General features: G+C 62.1%; 17 protein-coding genes. 11 read left to right on the top strand and 6 right to left on the bottom strand.

The annotated features are described in order from the left end of the window. Window positions 1–89 precede the first annotated feature (89 nt). The 6 genes from GSQ88_RS24430 (at window position 90) to ilvC (ending at window position 6,303) form a co-directional block, all read left to right on the top strand. Complete coding sequence (locus GSQ88_RS24430; protein WP_159010305.1) at window positions 90–1,865, top strand: acetolactate synthase 3 large subunit; 1,776 nt, start codon at window positions 90–92, stop codon at window positions 1,863–1,865. A gap of 276 nt (window positions 1,866–2,141) precedes the next feature. After that, window positions 2,142–3,131, top strand: coding sequence for a threonine dehydratase (locus GSQ88_RS24425; RefSeq protein ID WP_159010304.1), 990 nt, complete (start codon window positions 2,142–2,144; stop codon window positions 3,129–3,131). A gap of 161 nt (window positions 3,132–3,292) precedes the next feature. Further along, entirely contained in the window at window positions 3,293–3,835 is a 543-nt protein-coding gene (ilvN, locus tag GSQ88_RS24420) for an acetolactate synthase small subunit (RefSeq protein ID WP_159010303.1), read from the top strand. Window positions 3,836–3,838: 3 nt separating this feature from the next. Next, window positions 3,839–4,534, top strand: coding sequence for a class I SAM-dependent methyltransferase (locus tag GSQ88_RS24415; protein ID WP_159010302.1), 696 nt, complete (start codon window positions 3,839–3,841; stop codon window positions 4,532–4,534). An 11-nt stretch (window positions 4,535–4,545) separates the two neighbouring features. Then, the gene (locus tag GSQ88_RS24410; RefSeq protein WP_159010301.1) at window positions 4,546–5,148 is read left to right on the top strand and encodes a LysE family translocator; all 603 of its coding nucleotides are present in this window, start codon (window positions 4,546–4,548) and stop codon (window positions 5,146–5,148) included. 21 nt (window positions 5,149–5,169) lie between these two features. Then, entirely contained in the window at window positions 5,170–6,303 is a 1,134-nt protein-coding gene (ilvC, locus tag GSQ88_RS24405; protein ID WP_283810702.1) for a ketol-acid reductoisomerase, read from the top strand. A gap of 170 nt (window positions 6,304–6,473) precedes the next feature. Here the strand turns inward: ilvC and GSQ88_RS24400 are convergent, their stop codons facing one another. Next, window positions 6,474–6,638 carry a hypothetical protein gene (locus GSQ88_RS24400; protein WP_159010299.1) on the bottom strand — a complete coding sequence of 55 codons (165 nt, stop codon included), beginning with the start codon at window positions 6,636–6,638 and terminating at the stop codon, window positions 6,474–6,476. Next, complete coding sequence (locus tag GSQ88_RS24395; RefSeq protein ID WP_159010298.1) at window positions 6,635–6,874, bottom strand: PilZ domain-containing protein; 240 nt, start codon at window positions 6,872–6,874, stop codon at window positions 6,635–6,637. Before GSQ88_RS24395 ends, GSQ88_RS24400 begins: the two co-directional genes overlap by 4 nt. A 202-nt stretch (window positions 6,875–7,076) precedes the next feature. Between GSQ88_RS24395 and GSQ88_RS24390 the strand changes: the two genes are divergently transcribed. From GSQ88_RS24390 to GSQ88_RS24380, 3 genes are all read left to right on the top strand, one after another. Then, window positions 7,077–10,103 carry a bifunctional diguanylate cyclase/phosphodiesterase gene (locus GSQ88_RS24390; RefSeq protein ID WP_159010297.1) on the top strand — a complete coding sequence of 1,009 codons (3,027 nt, stop codon included), beginning with the start codon at window positions 7,077–7,079 and terminating at the stop codon, window positions 10,101–10,103. A gap of 155 nt (window positions 10,104–10,258) precedes the next feature. Continuing rightward, window positions 10,259–11,110: an SDR family oxidoreductase gene (locus GSQ88_RS24385; protein WP_159010296.1), complete on the top strand. Its 852-nt coding sequence runs from the start codon at window positions 10,259–10,261 to the stop codon at window positions 11,108–11,110. 28 nt (window positions 11,111–11,138) lie between these two features. Then, the gene (locus GSQ88_RS24380; protein WP_159010295.1) at window positions 11,139–11,384 is read left to right on the top strand and encodes a hypothetical protein; all 246 of its coding nucleotides are present in this window, start codon (window positions 11,139–11,141) and stop codon (window positions 11,382–11,384) included. Window positions 11,385–11,409: 25 nt separating this feature from the next. On the opposite strand, the gene GSQ88_RS24375 is transcribed toward GSQ88_RS24380, so the two are convergent. Beyond that, on the bottom strand, window positions 11,410–12,030 hold the full coding sequence (locus tag GSQ88_RS24375) for a hypothetical protein (RefSeq protein WP_159010294.1): 621 nt from the start codon (window positions 12,028–12,030) through the stop codon (window positions 11,410–11,412). Between the two features lie 109 nt (window positions 12,031–12,139). Here GSQ88_RS24375 and GSQ88_RS24370 point away from each other — a divergent pair, with 109 nt between their 5' ends. Together GSQ88_RS24370 and GSQ88_RS24365 are read left to right on the top strand one after the other, a co-directional pair. After that, window positions 12,140–12,865 (top strand): TetR/AcrR family transcriptional regulator, encoded by a 726-nt coding sequence (locus GSQ88_RS24370; RefSeq protein ID WP_159010293.1) that lies wholly within the window; start codon window positions 12,140–12,142, stop codon window positions 12,863–12,865. 178 nt (window positions 12,866–13,043) lie between these two features. Then, on the top strand, window positions 13,044–14,753 hold the full coding sequence (locus GSQ88_RS24365) for a sulfatase-like hydrolase/transferase (RefSeq protein WP_159010292.1): 1,710 nt from the start codon (window positions 13,044–13,046) through the stop codon (window positions 14,751–14,753). A gap of 6 nt (window positions 14,754–14,759) precedes the next feature. Here the strand turns inward: GSQ88_RS24365 and GSQ88_RS24360 are convergent, their stop codons facing one another. From GSQ88_RS24360 to GSQ88_RS24350, 3 genes are read right to left on the bottom strand one after another with little or no spacing between them, the layout of a single operon-like run. Continuing rightward, window positions 14,760–15,674, bottom strand: a complete 915-nt coding sequence (locus GSQ88_RS24360; RefSeq protein ID WP_159010291.1) for an amidohydrolase family protein — start codon at window positions 15,672–15,674, stop codon at window positions 14,760–14,762. A gap of 12 nt (window positions 15,675–15,686) precedes the next feature. Then, the gene (locus GSQ88_RS24355) at window positions 15,687–16,628 is read right to left on the bottom strand and encodes an NAD(P)-dependent oxidoreductase (protein ID WP_159010290.1); all 942 of its coding nucleotides are present in this window, start codon (window positions 16,626–16,628) and stop codon (window positions 15,687–15,689) included. A 48-nt stretch (window positions 16,629–16,676) separates the two neighbouring features. Next, the gene (locus tag GSQ88_RS24350; protein WP_159010289.1) at window positions 16,677–17,687 is read right to left on the bottom strand and encodes a Bug family tripartite tricarboxylate transporter substrate binding protein; all 1,011 of its coding nucleotides are present in this window, start codon (window positions 17,685–17,687) and stop codon (window positions 16,677–16,679) included. Between the last annotated feature and the right edge of the window lie 138 nt (window positions 17,688–17,825).

The following is a 17,825-nucleotide window of genomic DNA, read 5'->3' as shown; positions in this document are numbered from 1 at the left end:
TTTTCCACCTCTTTGTATCGTCCAAGCTGACTGATCGAGACAACCCAACTGAAGAAAGCCGCTGACGTCTTGCGGATCCGGAGCCAGCCATGAGTGACAACAGCCACGACCCGAGCCAGATGACCGGTGCCGCCATGATCGTGCGCGCGCTGATCGATCACGGCGTCAAGCATATCTTCGGCTATCCGGGCGGCGCAGTGCTTCCGATTTATGACGAGATTTTCCAGCAAAGCGAAGTCGAGCACATCCTGGTTCGGCACGAGCAGGGCGCCGGCCATGCCGCCGAGGGTTATGCGCGCTCCACGGGCAAGCCGGGCGTCGTGCTGGTGACATCGGGACCCGGCGCCACGAACATGGTGACGCCGCTGACCGACGCGCTGATGGACTCGATCCCGCTGGTCTGCATCACCGGCCAGGTGCCGACACATCTGATCGGCAATGACGCGTTCCAGGAGTGCGACACCGTCGGCATCACGAGGCCCTGCACCAAGCACAACTGGCTGGTGCGCGACGTCAACGATCTGGCCAAGGTGCTGCACGAGGCGTTCTACGTCGCGAGCACCGGCCGCCCGGGCCCGGTCGTCGTCGACGTGCCCAAGGATGTGCAGTTCGCGACCGGCACCTATCATCCGCCGCGCAAATCCGACGTGCATATTTCGTATGCGCCGCGGGTCAAGGGCGATGCCGGGCAGATCCGCAAGGCCGTGGCGTTGCTCGCCTCGGCCAAGCGTCCGGTGATCTACAGCGGCGGCGGCGTCATCAATTCCGGGGTGGAGGCCTCGAAGCTGCTGCGTGAACTGGTCGAGGTTACGGGCTTTCCGATCACCTCGACCCTGATGGGCCTGGGAGCATATCCGGCGTCGGGCAAGAGCTGGCTCGGCATGCTCGGCATGCACGGCACCTACGAAGCCAACATGGCGATGCATGATTGCGACGTCATGCTGTGCGTCGGCGCGCGTTTCGACGACCGCATCACCGGACGGACCGACGCGTTTTCGCCGGGCTCGAAGAAAATCCACATCGACATCGACCCGTCCTCGATCAACAAGAACATCCGGGTCGATATCCCGATCATCGGCGACGTCGGCAACGTGCTCGGGGATCTGTTGCAGGTGTTCAAGGCGGAAGCCAAAAAGCCGGACATCAAGCCGTGGTGGCAGGAGATCGCGAAGTGGCGCGCGCGCAATTCGCTGTCCTACAAGAAGAACAGCGATGTCATCCTGCCGCAATACGCGATCCAGCGGCTGTTCGAACTGACGCGCGGGCGTGACACCTACATCACGACCGAAGTCGGCCAGCACCAGATGTGGGCCGCGCAGTTCTTCGGCTTCGAGGAGCCGCATCGCTGGATGACCTCCGGTGGTCTCGGCACCATGGGCTATGGATTGCCGGCAGCACTCGGCGTCCAGGTCGCGCATCCCGATAGTCTGGTGATCGACATCGGCGGCGATGCGTCGGTGCAGATGACGATGCAGGAAATGTCGACGGCGGTTCAACATGAACTACCGATCAAGGTTTTCATCCTGAACAACCAGTACATGGGCATGGTGCGGCAGTGGCAGCAACTGCTGCACGGCAACCGGCTGTCGCACAGCTATTCGGAAGCATTACCGGATTTCGTCAAGCTGGCCGAAGCCTATGGCGCGGTCGGCATCCGGGCCATCAAGCCCGGCGATCTCGACGGCGCGATCAAGGAGATGATCTCGGTCAAGCGTCCGGTGCTGTTCGATTGCCGGGTGGCGGCGCTGGAGAATTGTTTCCCGATGATCCCGTCCGGCAAGGCGCACAACGAAATGCTGCTGCCGGCGGAAGCCAATGACGAAGCCACCGCTGCCGCCTTCGCCGGCGGCAAGGCGCTGGTGTGAGGATGGCAACGACACAGACGTATCCTTCACCTCTCCCCGCGCGCGGCAGGGCAATCGCGTCTGGTACTAGCCGTCGCCGCGTCTCGTTCTCACCCTCCCCTGGAGGGGGAGGGTCGGCTCGCATCGAGCGTAGCGAGCTGCGAGGCGGGGTGGGGTGGGTTGCGGATGAACAAATCGCCACCCCACCCCGACCGCTTCTATCGAAGCGATCGACCCCAGAGAGCGAGCTTCGCTCGTCTCGACCCCTCCAGGGGAGGGTGAAAGGGAGGCGAGCAGATGTTTGACCTCGCCGAACTGGAGCGTGCGCAGCAGGTGGTCGGCCGTTCGATGCCGCCGACGCCCGCGCATGCATGGCCGCTGCTGTCGCAACGGCTCGGCGCCACCGTTGTCGTCAAGCATGAGAACCACACGCCGACCGGCGCCTTCAAGGTGCGCGGCGGACTGGTCTATGTCGATCGCCTCAAGCGCGAGCGGCCCGCCGTCGCAGGGCTGATTTCGGCGACCCGCGGCAATCACGGCCAGAGCCTGGCGTTTGCGGCGAGCCGCCACCGCCTGCCGGTGACGATCCTGGTGCCGCGTGGCAATTCGGTCGAGAAGAACCGCGCGATGCAGGCGTTTGGCGCCGACCTGGTCGAGCACGGCGACGATTTCCAGGCCGCGCGCGAAGAGGCCGGCCGCCGCGCCGAGGCCAGCGGATTCGAGATGGTGCCGTCGTTCCATTCCGATCTGGTGCTCGGTGTTGCGACCTACGCGCTCGAACTGCTGCGCAGTGCGCCCGACCTCGACACGATCTATGTGCCGATCGGGCAAGGCTCCGGCATTTGCGGCTGCATCCTCGCCCGCGATTTGCTTGGACTGACCACCGAGATCGTCGGCGTGCAGTCGACCCTGGCGCCGTCTTATGCGCTGTCGTTTGCCGCCGGCACCATCGTCACCACCGAGACCAGCAACACGCTGGCCGACGGCATGGCAACGCGAATCCCCGATGCGGACGCGCTCGAGATCATCCGCAAGGGCGCCTCGCGTATCGTGCAGGTCACCGATGCGGAGATCGCCGCGGCGATCCGTGCCTACTGGATCGATACCCATAACCTGGCAGAAGGCGCCGGCGCCGCAGCGTTGGCGGCAGCACTTGTGGAAGTTGCGAAAAACCGCGGCAAGCGCGTCGGCCTGATCCTGAGCGGCGGCAATATCGATTTCGATCTGTTTCGTCGATGGGTCGGGATGGATGTCGCCGTGGACACCGAACGACGGGTGGCGGTGTGATGAGTTCGAGAAAAAAAGCCGTCATGGCCGGGCAAAAGCGCGAAGCGCGTCTTCGCGCTGGACGTCCCGGCCATCCACGTCTTCCTTCTCGCTGAGAGTTAAGACGTGGATGCCCGGCACAAGGCCGGGCATGACGAACGAGAGATGAACGAGGATTTGAGATGAACCAGCCCGCATCCGCCTATTTCATGGAAGAGCGCCGTGATCCGGTCGAATCCCACACGCTCTCCATTCTGGTGCAGAACGAGCCGGGCGTACTCGCGCGGGTGATCGGGCTGTTCTCCGGCCGCGGCTACAACATCGAAAGCCTCACGGTCTCCGAGACCGAGAGCAAGAAGCACGTTTCGCGCATCACCATCGTCACCACCGGCACGCCGATGGTGATCGAGCAGATCAAGCATCAGCTCGACCGCATGATCCCGGTCTACCGCGTCGTCGACATGACGCTGACCGGCCGCTCGATCGAGCGTGAGCTTGCGATGGTGAAGGTGCGTGGCGGCGGCGACAACCGGGTCGAGGCGTTGCGGCTTGCGGATGCCTTCCGCGCCCGGGTGATCGATGCCACCACCGAAAGCTTCGTGTTCGAGATCACGGGAAATTCAGCCAAGATCTCCCAATTCATCGACCTGATGCGCCCTCTCGGCCTTGTCGAGGTGTCGCGCACGGGTGTTGCCGCGATCGGGCGTGGGCCCGAGGGGATGTGAATCATGCTGGCGCGCGACTGGTACTATAATGAACGGCGGCAGATCGGCCTCGATTCCGCGGTGGCTTCGATCTACGATTTGGACGACGACCGCGACAGCCGCGCCCGCGCGGCGCTGACCATGCTGGGCGTACAGCCCGGCTGGCGCGTCGCCGATATCGGCTGCGGCAACGGCGTGCTGGCCTGCGAGGCCGCCCAACTCGGTGCCGAAGTTGACGCCATCGATATCTCGCCGGCCATGCTCGCGCTGGCGAAGATCCAGGCCGGCGACCGCAAGGTCGCGATCCGCACCCAGTCGGCGGGGCTGCTGAGCTTTGCCTATCAGCCCAATTCCTACGACCTGATCGTCAGCGAGTTCACGCTGCATCATCTGCCGGATTTCTGGAAGGCGGTGGCGCTGTCGCGGATTTATAACGCGCTGAAACCGGGCGCCAGCTTCTTCCTGCGCGACATCGTCTTCGTCAGCACGCCCGATGGGTCCGAGCGCGACGTCGAGGCGTGGGCGGATTTCAATATCAAGAACCACGGCTTTTCGCGCGACAGCGTCGTCACCCACATGCGTGACGAGTATTCGACCTTCGGCTGGGTGATCGAGCGTATGCTGACCGATGTCGGCTTTACGCTGGTCTCGGTCGATTATCACGCGCCACTGCACGGCACATATTTGTTGCGCAAGCCCAAGCCCGGCGAGCAAAGCTGAGTGAGCATCGCATGTCGCAGCCGCTTCTGATCGCCTTTGTGGTGTTTGCCGTGGTGATGTTTTTCACGCCGGGGCCGAACAACATCATGCTGTTGTCGTCCGGGCTGACCTATGGCTTCCGCCGCACCTTGCCGCATATCGCGGGCATCACCGTCGGGTTCGCCTTCATGGTGGGCGCGGTGGGAGTAGGGCTTGGAACCATTTTCATCGCCTATCCGGTGCTGCAGACCATCCTGAAATATGCCGGCGTTGCCTATCTGGTCTACCTCGCCGCTGCGATCGCGATAGCCGAGCCGGTGATGCCGGAGCAGGATAACCGTCGGGGCCCAATGACGTTCTGGGGCGCGGCGATGTTCCAGTGGATCAACGCCAAGGGCTGGGTGATGGTGATCGGCACCATCACCGCCTATGCGGCGATCGCGACCTATCCCTGGAACATTACCATCCAGGTGGTGCTGAGCCTCATTCTGGGCGCGCTGTCGTGCACGGCCTGGGCGATGTTCGGCAGCTCGCTGCGGCCGATCCTGAGCTCCCGCAGGACGGTACGGGCCTTCAACGTCATCATGGCGGTATTGCTGCTGGCTTCGCTCTACCCGGTATTCATGCACGCATGATGCCGCAACGCGCCATGCGAGATGAGGGTTTCCCCTGAGGCCGAAAATGGACTAGACAACGCCGGAAATTTACCAAGCACATCGCTTAACCCCCTGACTTATAGGCCGATTGTGGCCGCTGAAGAGGAAACGACCATGCGTGTTTATTACGATCGCGACGCCGACCTGAACCTGATCAAGGGCAAGAAGGTCGTCATCGTCGGCTACGGCAGCCAGGGCCACGCCCATGCGCTGAACCTGAAGGATTCCGGCGTCAAGGACGTCGCCATCGCGCTGCGCAAGGGTTCGGCCTCGGCCAAGAAGGCCGAAGCCGCCGGCTTCAAGGTGATGGAAGTCGCCGAAGCCGCGAAATGGGCCGACCTCGTGATGATGCTCACCCCCGACGAGTTGCAGGGCGACATCTATCGCGAGCACCTGCACGACAACATGAAGAAGGGGTCGGCGCTGGTGTTCGCGCACGGCCTCAACGTGCATTTCAATCTGCTCGATCCGCGCGCCGATCTGGACGTGCTGATGATCGCGCCGAAGGGCCCCGGCCACACCGTGCGTTCGGAATATCAGCGCGGCGGCGGCGTGCCCTGCCTGATCGCGATCGCCAAGGACGTCTCGGGCAACGCCCATGATCTCGGGCTGAGCTACGCCTCGGCGATCGGCGGCGGTCGCGCCGGCATCATCGAGACCTCGTTCAAGGAAGAGTGCGAGACCGACCTGTTCGGCGAGCAGGTGGTGTTGTGCGGCGGCCTGGTCGAGCTGATCAAGGGCGGCTTCGAGACGCTGGTGGAAGCCGGCTACGCGCCGGAGATGGCGTATTTCGAATGCCTGCACGAAGTGAAGCTGATCGTCGACCTGATCTATGAAGGCGGCATCGCCAACATGAACTATTCGATCTCCAACACCGCCGAATATGGCGAATATGTCACCGGCCCGCGCATCGTCACCTCGGAGACCAAGGCCGAGATGAAGCGCGTGCTCAACGACATCCAGTCCGGCAAGTTCGCGCGCGACTGGATGCTGGAAAACAAGGTCAACCAGACCTCGTTCAAGGCCACCCGCGCCAAGCTCGCGGCCCATCCGATCGAGGAAGTCGGCGAGAAACTCCGCGACATGATGCCGTGGATCAAGAAGGGCGCGCTGGTCGACAAGAGCAAGAACTAAGGCCTGTTTCCCGGATGCAGCGCAGCGCGCCGCTTTGCGGCGTGGTGCGTTGCTGATCCGGGGTCCGTGAGCCGACGATGAAAGTTTGGACCCTGGCTCTGCGGAGCAGCGCTATGCGCTGCACCGCGTCTGGGACATGAGACGGTTCCAGCCCGCTCCCGCTACAAACCCTAGTTTTCAATTTTATTTGGCACGTGCCAGAAGCGCACGATGCGCTGGGCGGTTTCCGCCGACAGCTTACCGAAATCCTTCCAGGCGAGCTTCAGCGTTTGTTCGTCGATCCGCTGCTCGAGTGGCCGGCGGCGAAGGATGGTTTCGACCGTCAGCCAGTTCAATCGAACGTCACGCCGATCCGGTATCCCTTACGCCACATGATATGGCAGGGCAGATGCAATCCATCGCCGGGCACAACCAACGTGAATTTCTCAGGGATCCCGATTTGGTTGGACACCTCGATCGCCGCTCCGGTATTCGACAGGTTGCGGACAGTGCAATCGATTGCGCCTCCGCCAAAATCGATCTTTCCGGCCTTCAACACTCGATGACGTGGCGCGCGCCGCGTTTCGACCATCACGCTAGCTCCGCACGGCTGGACGCCGTCCAAAATCTATAGCCATGGCCGGTTAATGACTCCAACCCCCGCAGCCCCGTAAGACTACCGGAGTCAAGTCAGGCCAACCGGGAGCTTAATGCGTATCTTCGTTATATTATGTGCGAAATATTAATGATGCGGGGCGACGGTGAGCCGGTACTCGTTGTAACGCGGATTTGTGATGCGGGAAATCTATCGAAGGCTGGCCAGATCACCGGGATCGTCGCTGACGGTGCTTGGCGTCCTGCTTTCAGCCGCGACAATCGTTCTATTTCTCACGGACCTGGAAGCCCGGTACCGTGATACGATCGCGGCCGCAAAAACCAATGCCCAGAGCTTTGCGGCGATTCTCGCCGAGCACACCGCGCTGACATTTGAAGATGTCGATCGTGTTCTGCTTGAAGCGGCAGCCATTCGCAGAAATAGCCTGTCCGGAGAGTATGCCGCTCCCGGTGCAGCCAATGCTGCCCTGCGTCAGTTGCAAAAAGGCTCGCCCGTCCTCGTCGCCGTCGGATGGACCGACGCGTCAGGGGAGGTACTCGCTCATTCCTATGACCATGCGCTGCCACGCAGCAATATATCCGGAATGTCGCATTTCGTCGCGCAACGCGATAGCGCCAGCGATCGGCTATTTATTGCGCCACCCTATCTTTCAGCGGCTGGCGACAAATGGTTCACCGCGGCATCGCGGCGGCTAAGCAACGCCGACGGCCGTTTTGCGGGTATCGTCACCGCGCCGCTCGATCAATCGTATTTTACAAAGATCTACCGCTCCATCGATCTGGGTTATAACGGTTCAGTTCTGTTGTTGCATCGCAATGGCCAACTTCTTGCGCGCGAACCGGCGCTGGAGAGCGCGCTTGGAAAATCGTTTGCAAATGGCGCGCTTCTTACGGAATATTTGCCAAGATCGGAAGCGGGATCCTACGAGACGGTAAGCATTGTCGATGGAGTGCACCGTGTCGCTGGATACAAGGCGGTGCGTGGCCTGCCGCTGGTACTACTCGTCAGCTTTGCCCGCTCGGATGTTTTGGGTCCTTGGTACCGGCACCTCTATACATTCGGTCCGCTGGTTGTTGCGATCATCGTCGTCATACTATTCGGTACGTTTCTGCTGGTGCGGCAGACCAGTGCTCTCGCGGTGAAGACTCGTGCCCTGGCGAGGACGAATGACCGCTTCGACGTCGCCATCAGCAACATGTCGCAGGGGCTTTGCCTGTTTGATGCGGACAAGAGACTGGTGATTGCGAATAGCCGCTTCCAGCAGATGTATAGCCTGCCGGACGAACTGGTGATGCCGGGCACACCATTGAGCCGGATTTTACAACACTATGTTGACCGCGGTGAAACCAGCGAATTGACTGTCGATCAACATACCCAATTGATGCCAACGGAACCGAAGCAGAATTACGAACCGGCCGATGGCCGCAGGATATTTATTCAACGCAAACCGCTGCCGGACGGTGGCTGGGTTGCGACCCACGAGGACGTCACGGAACAGAGACGTGCCGAGCAATTGCTGGCCGAGAAAGCCACCGAACTTGAGGGGATCAACGAGCGCTTCGATGCCGCGCTGAACAATATGTCCCAAGGGCTCTGCATGTTCGACGCGGAGCAGAAGGTCGTGGTCTCAAATGCCCGCTATGCAGAAATCTATCATCTCAGCCTTGATCAGATAGAGCCGGGTACGTCACTGCGGCAAATTCTCGAATACCGCCGCGAGAAGGGCACCAATTTCGAGGTGGCTGCAGACACCTATGTCAAAAAAAACGTGAAGGAGGCGAAAGAAATCCAGGAACTCGCCGATGGCCGCGTGGTCGCGATCGCGCGGCATATGATGCCAAACGGCGGCTGGCTTACCACTCACGAGGACATCACCGATCGGGCGCGGAGTGAGGAGAGGATCGCCTTTCTTGCGCAGCACGATCTGCTCACCGGTCTGGCAAACCGCGCGCTGTTCGCCGAGAAACTCGACGACGCCGCGAAGCGGCTTCAGCGTCACGGCACCACGTTTACAGTCCTGGTGCTGGACCTGGACAAATTCAAGAATGTGAATGACACGCTGGGACATCCGGCCGGCGATCGGTTGCTGGTCGAGGTCGCGCGACGCCTCACGTCGTCGCTTCGCGATGCCGATGTGCTGGCTCGCCTGGGCGGCGACGAATTCGCAATCATCCAGGAAAACGAACGGAACCAGAGTGAGGGCGCCGCCGCGCTAGCGTTGAGAATCATAAAGACCATCGAAAAGCCATTCGATCTCAATGGCCATCGCATCGGCGTCGGGGCCAGCATCGGAATTGCCTTCGCTCCGGAGCACGGCGCCGACGCCGCTTCTCTCTTGAAAAGGGCGGATCTTGCACTTTACGCGGCAAAGTCCGGTGGGCGAAACGGCTTCCGCATATTCCAACCCGAACTTATCGAAGCGGCAGAAATTCTGAAGTCGACGGAAAGTGAGCTGCGTGAGGCGATATCGCAGAATGAATTCGAGTTGCATTATCAGCCCTTGATCAATATCAAAACGCGTCGGATGTGCGGGGCGGAGGCATTTGTTCGCTGGCATCATCCGTCGAGAGGCCTTCTGGCTCCCGATCAATTCCTCCCGCTCGCGGAATCCACGGGTCTGATGCTGCCGCTTGGAGAATGGATTCTGCAGCAGGCTTGCGCGGATGCCGCCGCCTGGCCTCCGCATATCAGTATTGCCATCAACATCTCCGCTGTTCAATTCAACAAGGGAAACCTTTTCGAGGTAATAACGCGCGCGCTGATTGAATCCGGCCTGCCGCCGCAGCGACTGGAGCTTGAAATCGCAGAGCTCTCGCTTCTGGAAAAAAGCCAGGCGACGCATCTGCAGACACTCAGGCAATTGAAAAATCTCGGTGTCTCGTTGGTCCTCGACAATTGCGGGGCGGGATACTCCTCCGCGGGTTACTTGACCGACTTTCCGTTCGACAAGATCAAGATCGACAAGGCTTTCACGCAAGGTTTTGCAAACCGCCGCGATTGTGCGGCGGTCATTGCTTCCGTGCTCGCATTGGCGCGCGGCCTCGATATCGCGACAGCGGCCAAGGGCGTTGAGAGTAGCGAACAGTTCGAGTCGTTGCGGGCCACGGGGATCGATTTTGCCCAAGGCTATCTGTTCGGCCATCCCGTTCCGCATTGCGAATTCGAAGTGGATGCAGCGGTACCATCGGCAAGGTATGTCGCCTGATCCGGGGGCTATGGCCGCACACCACGAAAAGTTGCGTCCCGGCTCGGCGGAGCGGTGCAAGCGCGCTACACCGGCCTTGCTTTACTCCCCGGTCTGCTTACCCTCCAAGCGGGAAAGTGTGCAGAACGATCTGCAGTCTCCCGGGGGTAAGCATCATGAGATCCGTTGTCATTACCGGGGCGTCCACCGGCATCGGCTGGGCTACCGCGAAAATGTTGCTCGATCGCGGATTTCGGGTGTTCGGCAGCGTGCGCCAGCAGGCCGACGCCGACCGTTTGAAAAGTGAATTCGGCGCCAATTTCACCCCGCTGCTGTTCGATGTCACCGATGAGGCGGCGGTATTGTCCGCCGCGCGCGAGGTTCGCGCGGCGCTCGGCGGCGAGACGCTGGCCGGCCTCGTCAACAATGCGGGCATCGCGGTGGCCGGTCCGCTGCTCGAATTGCCGATCGAGCAATTCCGCCAGCAGATGGATATCAATGTCATCGGGCCAATTCTTGCGGTCCAGGCCTTCGGTCCGCTGCTCGGGTCCGATCCGGAGTTGAAGGGACCCAAGGGGCGGATCGTGATGATCTCGTCGGTCGCCGGCAAAAGCGGTAATCCGCTGACCTCGGCCTACTCGGCATCGAAACATGCGGTCGAGGGACTTTCGGAAAGCCTGCGCCGCGAGCTGATGCTGTTCGGTATCGATGTGATTATTGTCGCGCCCGGCGCGGTGAAGACGCCGATCTGGGGCAAGAGTGGCGCAGCGGCTGCTCCCGTTGACAGCAACTCGCCGTACCGTGTCGCCCGGGCGAAGATGCTCGATTTCGCCAAGGAACTCAGCGAAATCGGATTGCCGCCGGAGAAAATTGCTGAGCGGATTCTGGAAGCCCTGACATCGCCGAATCCGAAAGTACGCTACCAGATCGCGCCCGATCCGATGCGGCAGCTGATCGTCTCGACGCTGCCCAAGCGCATGGTCGACAAGATCATCGCCAAGCGCCTCGGCCTGATGCCGCCGGCATGAGGCTGTCGAAGAAGATATTGCGGCTATTGTGACGACGACCGGCAAAAACAGCGCGGAGCTGACGCAGCTCGCGAACGAGGCGTTGCGCGATCAGCCGGGATGCGAAACCGCATCGGTTCCGGGTGTCCGGCGGCTTCCCGATGTCCGCGCGGGGCGTAACTGGGAAATGCCCAACGTCATCATCGGCGATAGTCTCATCAGCGACGTCGATCGGGCCGTGATCACCGTACACCATCGGCTGGGTCGGCAATTTCATTTAACGACGGAGGAGTAGCGCTATCTTGCGCCGCCGCGCCGGATCACTCCGCCGCCATCATCGGCCGCAGGCGTGACGACATCGCGATCAACCTGAGCGCAAAGACCGCGAAGAGCGGGACCAGAAAAAGCGCGTAAAGCGGCATGTCCGGGATCCGCTTGCCGAACGACACCGTGAACTGCAGCAGCAAATAATAGCCGCCGGACAGGTGCAGGATACGCCAGGTGCGCGCGCCGATCGCCGCGGCGCTGCGGTCGAACGAGGTCGCCGACATCGCGATGATGAAGGCGTAACCGATGCCGCCGAAGATGAAGGAGGCGGCCGACGTCGCTTCCCGGAACAGCGGCGGGGACATCACCGCAAAGCAGACGATGGCTGCGGCATGAATCGCATGCGAGGCGGCGAAGGTGACGCCGAGAAAGCGCCGGTTGCGGCGCTGCCATCGTGTCCAGGCATTCGGCCACAGCCGGGCCAGCGCGCCGGCGCTGAAAGCCAGGCAAAAGAAGAACAGTGAGGTCCGTGCCGTGAAGCGGATCACCATCCGCACGCCATCGACCTCGAATTCCCGCATGCCGGCAATCCAGACCGACAGGCCGACCAGAGTCAGCGCCAGCACCGCGAACAGCCGCCAGCCTTCGAACCAGTTTTGACGATGCGACGGCATTGTTTCCTCCGTGTCTGACAATGTAATCATCAGTTACATTTCACGGGGGCGTTACGTCAATCGTGTATGCAGTGCTTACATTCACGATCGGGTGATGCTATGGAGGCGGATGCCGAATTCCCGTAAGCCTGCCTCCAGCAAGTCCGTGCCTGCCAAGTCAGTTTCGGCCAAATCAGCTTCGGTCCGGCCGAAACGCCCGGCGGCCGGCCGCGCGGCGGCCGCGAGGCCCTACCACCACGGCGATCTCAAGCGCGTCCTGATCGACGCCGCGCTGGATCTGGCCGAGGCGGGCGGTCCTGAAGCGGTCAGCGTGCGCGAGGCCGCACGCCGAGCCGGGGTGTCGCCGGGGGCGCCGTTCCGGCATTTTCCAAGCCGCGACGCGCTGATGAATGCGGTGGCCGAGGAGGCGCAGCGGCGCTTTCGGGTCGAGCTGGAGGCCGCATTGGCGCGGGCGCCGGCGAGCGATCCGCTGGCACAGTTCCGCGGCCTCGGCCTCGGATATCTGCGCTGGGCGATGCGCAACCCGGCACATTTCGAGATCATCTCGACCGCGCGGCTGTTCGACCACGACGGGGCTGAGCAGTTGACGCGCGACAATGCCGAACTGATCGGAATGACCGAGCGGCTGTTGGCGCAGGCGTTCGCCGACGGCGTGCTGCGTGCTGCCGACCTGAAGGCGGTGCAGATCGCCGGCCGCGCGCTGGTATATGGCTTTGCGCGGATGAATATCGACGGTCATTTCGCGCGCTGGGGCGTCGCCGATGCCGAGGCGACCGGCGAAGCCATTCTTGATCTCTTCATCGACGGCATTGCCCGGCACCCGCGGCAGGGGTGAGGCGGCCTGGAAGCGTCAAATTTACCCGGCCGCGCAGGCCCACGGCAAATTCATTGCGCGTTCATGACAGTTGAATTACGTTTTTATGACACACCGCAGTCTCCGGCTGCGGCGTCGGCCTCCTGGCCATCGCCAGCCCAGGCTCAAGCTCCGCGCCGGGTCGTGTTGCGTTTAGCCCATGGCGCTCGCGCCAATTCCAGGCCCATCTGCGACGACGGCGACCGGCGGTCTGGCCTCGGTCGGGGTCTGGCGGTTGCTTGCCGTCGCGGCTCCGCAATTGGCGGCGCTCGCCGTGATGTTTCAGACTGAAACCGACCTCAGCTCGCGCACCGGCTTTCTGTTGTCGTGGGGCATCCTGAACTTCTTCTGGATCGCCTTGCTGCGGCGTCCCGCATTGTCGGGTGCGCTGTCGCTGACCCTGGTGGTGGTGCTGGTGCTGCTGTCGCGGCTCAAGCACGACGTCGTGCAGATGACGGCGAACTTCGTCGACCTGATGGTGATCGACCGCGACACCGCGGCATTTTTGTTCACGATCTTCCCGCATCTGCGCTGGTCGGTAATCGCTGCCGCCGTCGTCATCCTTCCCTTGATGTATGCGCTGTGGTGGCTCGATCCGTTCCGGATTCGTCGTCTGCCGGCGGTGGCTTGCGCGCTGGCGTGCCTGGCGGCGCTGGTCGGCTATGCCTTCGCCTGGCCGGATGAAGCCTGGCGCGGTTATTACGACGACGGCTATCTGTCGAAATTCTCCCGCTCCGGCGTCACCGCGGTATCGGATTTCATCCAGTATGGCTTCATGGAATCCGGCGTCGAGACCGGCGAGCATCTCAGCGTGCCGTTGCTGGATTCCTGCCACCCCGCCGGGCGGCGGCCGAACATCGTCATGATCCACGACGAATCCAGTTTCGATATTCGCCAGGCCGATGGCATCAAGGTGCCCAAAGGCTATGGCAGCTACTTCAATTCGTTCGACGGCAAGGAACGTAGATTCCTCGCCGAAAGCAATGGCGGTCCGAGCTGGTTCACCGAATACAACGTGCTCGCCGGACTGTCGTCGCGCTCGTTCGGCCGGTTCGCTTACTTTGTCACCCGCATCGCGTCGGGCAGGGTCGAACGCGGTCTGCCGCTGGCGCTGCGGCGCTGCGGCTACAGCACGCTCTCGCTCTATCCGGCCTACGGAGCTTTCATGAGCGCGCGCAGCTTCCAGGCCACCACCGGCATCGAGCGCTTTTACGACGCCCACGATCTCGGCGCCCGGGATGTCGAGCCCGACAGCTTCTTCTACGATAAGGCCTTGAACCTGATGTCGGAATACACGCCGGCGACGCCGCTGTTCGCGTTCGTCTATCTCGGCGCCAATCATTTTCCGTGGGAAACGAAATATCGCCCGGACCTGATGCCGTTCTGGCACAGCCCCGGCAACGGGCCCGTGGTCGACGAATATCTGCGCCGACAGGCGATGAGCGTCGGCGATTACACCGCGTTTGTCGCCGGGCTGAAGAAGAAATTTCCAGGCCAGCCGTTCCTGATCGTGCGCTATGGCGACCATCAGCCGGAGTTTTCGCCGCACCTGCTCGATCCCGGCCTGGACGAGGCCGCGATCGGCAACAAGCTGATGAATTACGACCCGCGCTATTACGCGACTTATTATGCGATCGACGCGGTCAATTTTGAACCGGTCAAGAGCCCGACCGAGATGGACACCATCGATGGCGCCTATCTGCCGCTGGTGATCCAGGAAGCCGCCGGCATTCCGCTCGATCCGTCGTTCGAGGAGCAGAAGAACATCATGCTTCGCTGCAACGGCGTGTTCTATGCCTGCAAGGACGGCGCGGAAGCCCGCCGCTTCAACCGGCTGCTGATCGATGCCGGCATGATCAAGGGATTGTAGCGTTCGTCAAACTTCTTCCGGCCAATACAGCCGCATCGGGTTGTCGACCAACAGCTTGCGTTGCAGTTCGGGCGTGGTGGCGATGTGCGGGATGAAATCGACCAGCAGGCCGTCGTCGGGCATGTGGCCCTTTAGATTCGGATGCGGCCAGTCGGTGCCCCACAGCACGCGGTCGGGAAACGTCTCGACGATGCGCCGGGCGAACGGGATCACGTCGCGGTAGGGGTGTCGTTCGCCGCCCAGCGCTGGTGGTCCCGCGATCGACAACCGTTCCGGACAACTGACCTTGGACCAGACATTCGGGTGCTGCTCCATGAACTTCACGAACAGGCCGAACTCCTCGCCATCGATCGGCTTGCCGAGATCGGGCCGGCCCATGTGATCGACCACGATGATGGTCGGCAGCGCGGTGAAGAAATCCCACAATTCAGGCAGATCGACCGCCTCGAAATAGATCACGACGTGCCAGCCGAGTTTGGCAATGCGGCCGGCGATCTCCATCAGTTCGTCCTTCGGCGTGAAATCGACCAGCCGCTTGACGAAGTTGAAGCGCACGCCACGCACGCCGGCTTCATGCATCGCCAGCAATTCGGCATCGCCAACGCTTTTTCTGACAGTAGCAATACCGCGCGCGCGACCATTGGAATGGGTCAGCGCGTCGACCATGGCGCGGTTGTCGGCGCCGTGACAGGTCGCCTGCACCACCACGTTGCGCGCGAAGCCGAGATGGTCGCGCAAGGCATAGAGCTGCCGCTTCGAGGCATCGCACGGGGTGTATTTACGTTCGGCCGCGAACGGAAATTCAGCGCCGGGACCGAACACATGACAATGCGCGTCCACCGCGCCGGCCGGCAGCTTGAACCGCGGTTTTGTCGGGCCCGCGTACCAGTCGAGCCAGCCGGGGGTCTTCTCAAATGCCATCGCCGCGACCGCTCACTTCTCGGGCTTGTTCGATTTGACCATGGCCAGGATACGATCGGCTTCGGTGCGCCAGTCGGCGCTGCGGGCAAAGCCTTGCGTGCCTTTTTCGCCGAACAGGCCTTCATCGGCGAGGTCGGCAACCCACGCCTGGCGTTCCGCGGTGCCCTGTGCCGACCACGGCGTCAGGCCGGCCTCGCGCACGGTTTCGGCGACTTCGCGGACCTCCTCGCTGCGCCGCCGGCCGTGTTCGATCACGCGCTGGAAGAAATAGGCGCCCTGTTTCTCCCAGTTGATGCTGGGAAAGGTTTCCGCCAGCGAGGCCAGCACCGCGTCCTCGACGCCATAGGCCCGCGCGGTGGTAAAGCTCTCGATCACCATCGCCTCCAGGCCCTTGATCATCACGCTGCGGCACATCTTGACGGCGGAGGCGACGCCGAGTTTATCGCTCGCGACCTTGGCGTCGAAGCCGAGCTCGACCAGCAGCGGCGCCAGTTCGCCGGCACCGGCGCCGCCCAGCAGCAACGGCACCTTGATCCGGTAAGGCGGGATCGACGTCATCACGGCGCCTTCGACGTAGCGGCCGCGGTTGCCATCGACGAGCGCGGCCGCGCGGGCCTTGGCGCCCGGCGAGGACGAATTGAAATCGAGGAAAAACGCGCCCGGTCGTATCGCCGGCGCGCAGGCCTGCGCGACCGGCACCGCCTGGCTCGCGGTGACCGCGGAGACGATGAAGTCGGCTTTTGCCGTGAGGTCGGCGTGCGACGCCGCCAATCCGACGCCGTGCGCTACGGCATGATCGCGCAGGCCCGCGGCCTGGTTGTTGCCAAGCTTGAGGTCGTAGGCGGTCACCTTGACGTCCTGCTTGCGCAGGTCCTCGGCGAGAATGCGGCCGACCTCACCGTAGCCGACGAGACCGATATTCCAGCGTTTTGGATGGGGCGAACTCTCGTTCATTCGAAACGATCTCCGGATCAGGAATGGTGTCCGCGAATTTTGGCGCGGTTACTGCTTTGGAATGCCGGCCTTCTCGATCACGACCCGCCATTTGTCGATATCGGATTTGAGCCGGGCCGAAATCTCCTGCGGCGTGCCGGCTTTGGCCTCGATACCGAGTTCGATCAGCCGCTTCTTGACGTCGGCGTCGGCGAGGATCTCCTGCAACGCGCCGTTGAGCGTCGCGATGATCTCCGGCGGCGTGCCGGCGCGGGCAAACAGTGCATTCCACGACACCACGTCATATCTGGCAAAGCCGCTCTCCTGCACCGTGGGGATATCAGGCGTGCTTTCCGATCGCACCGGACCCGACGACGCCAGGACGCGGAATTTCCCGTCGGCAAGGTTGCCCTTCACCAAGGAGTAGCCCTCGACCATGAGGTCAATATTGCCTTGCATCAGCGATACCAGGATTTCAGGCGTTGTCTTGTAGGGCACGATGGTGAAGTCGACGCCCGCCGCGGTCTTGAACAATTCGGCGGACAGGTTTTGCGTGCCGCCGACATTGATGGTGCCGACATTGAGCGCGCCGGGTTTGGCTTTGGCCGCGGCGACGAAGTCCGCCAGCGTCTTGAATTTCGAGTTGCCGCCGGTGCAAAACAGAAAATCGAAAAACCCAAGACTGGAAATAGGCTCGAAATCTTTTAACGGATCGAACGGCAGTTTCTCGAACAGGGAGACGCTGACCGCGGTTCCGTTGGAGAACAGCGCCAGGGTATAGCCGTCCGGCGGCGACGATAACACCGTTCGGGCCGCGGTGATGCCGCCGGCGCCAGCCTGGTTTTCGACATAAAAGCGCTGGCCGAGTTTGTTGCTGAGTTTGTCCGCGACGATGCGCGCCGTGATGTCGGCGAGGCCGCCCGCGGCAAACGGCAGCACGATGCGCACCGGCCGGTCGGGATAGTGCGCCTCCGCGTAAGCCGGAAGCTGCGAGCATGGCGCGCAGAGCGCAAGTCCGACGATAAGTCCGGCGAGAGCAATGGCGAATGAGCGGCGGGGGACGGCGCGATCAAAGGGCATGAACGACTTCTTGCTCGAAGTTTTTGTTGGTTGCAGAGGGGGAAGTCTATAGCATGGGGCGGTGCTGATCCAAAGCCTTTGACTCCCGCGCTGGTGGCGCATCCACGTCATTGCGAGCGAAGCGAAGCAATCCAGTGC

Origin of the sequence: Bradyrhizobium sp. S69 (assembly GCF_009766005.1) — a bacterium.
In the GTDB taxonomy this organism is placed as follows: domain Bacteria; phylum Pseudomonadota; class Alphaproteobacteria; order Rhizobiales; family Xanthobacteraceae; genus Bradyrhizobium.
The sequence above is the reverse complement of the archived record's forward strand: the minus strand, read 5'-3'. Positions and strand labels throughout refer to the sequence as shown.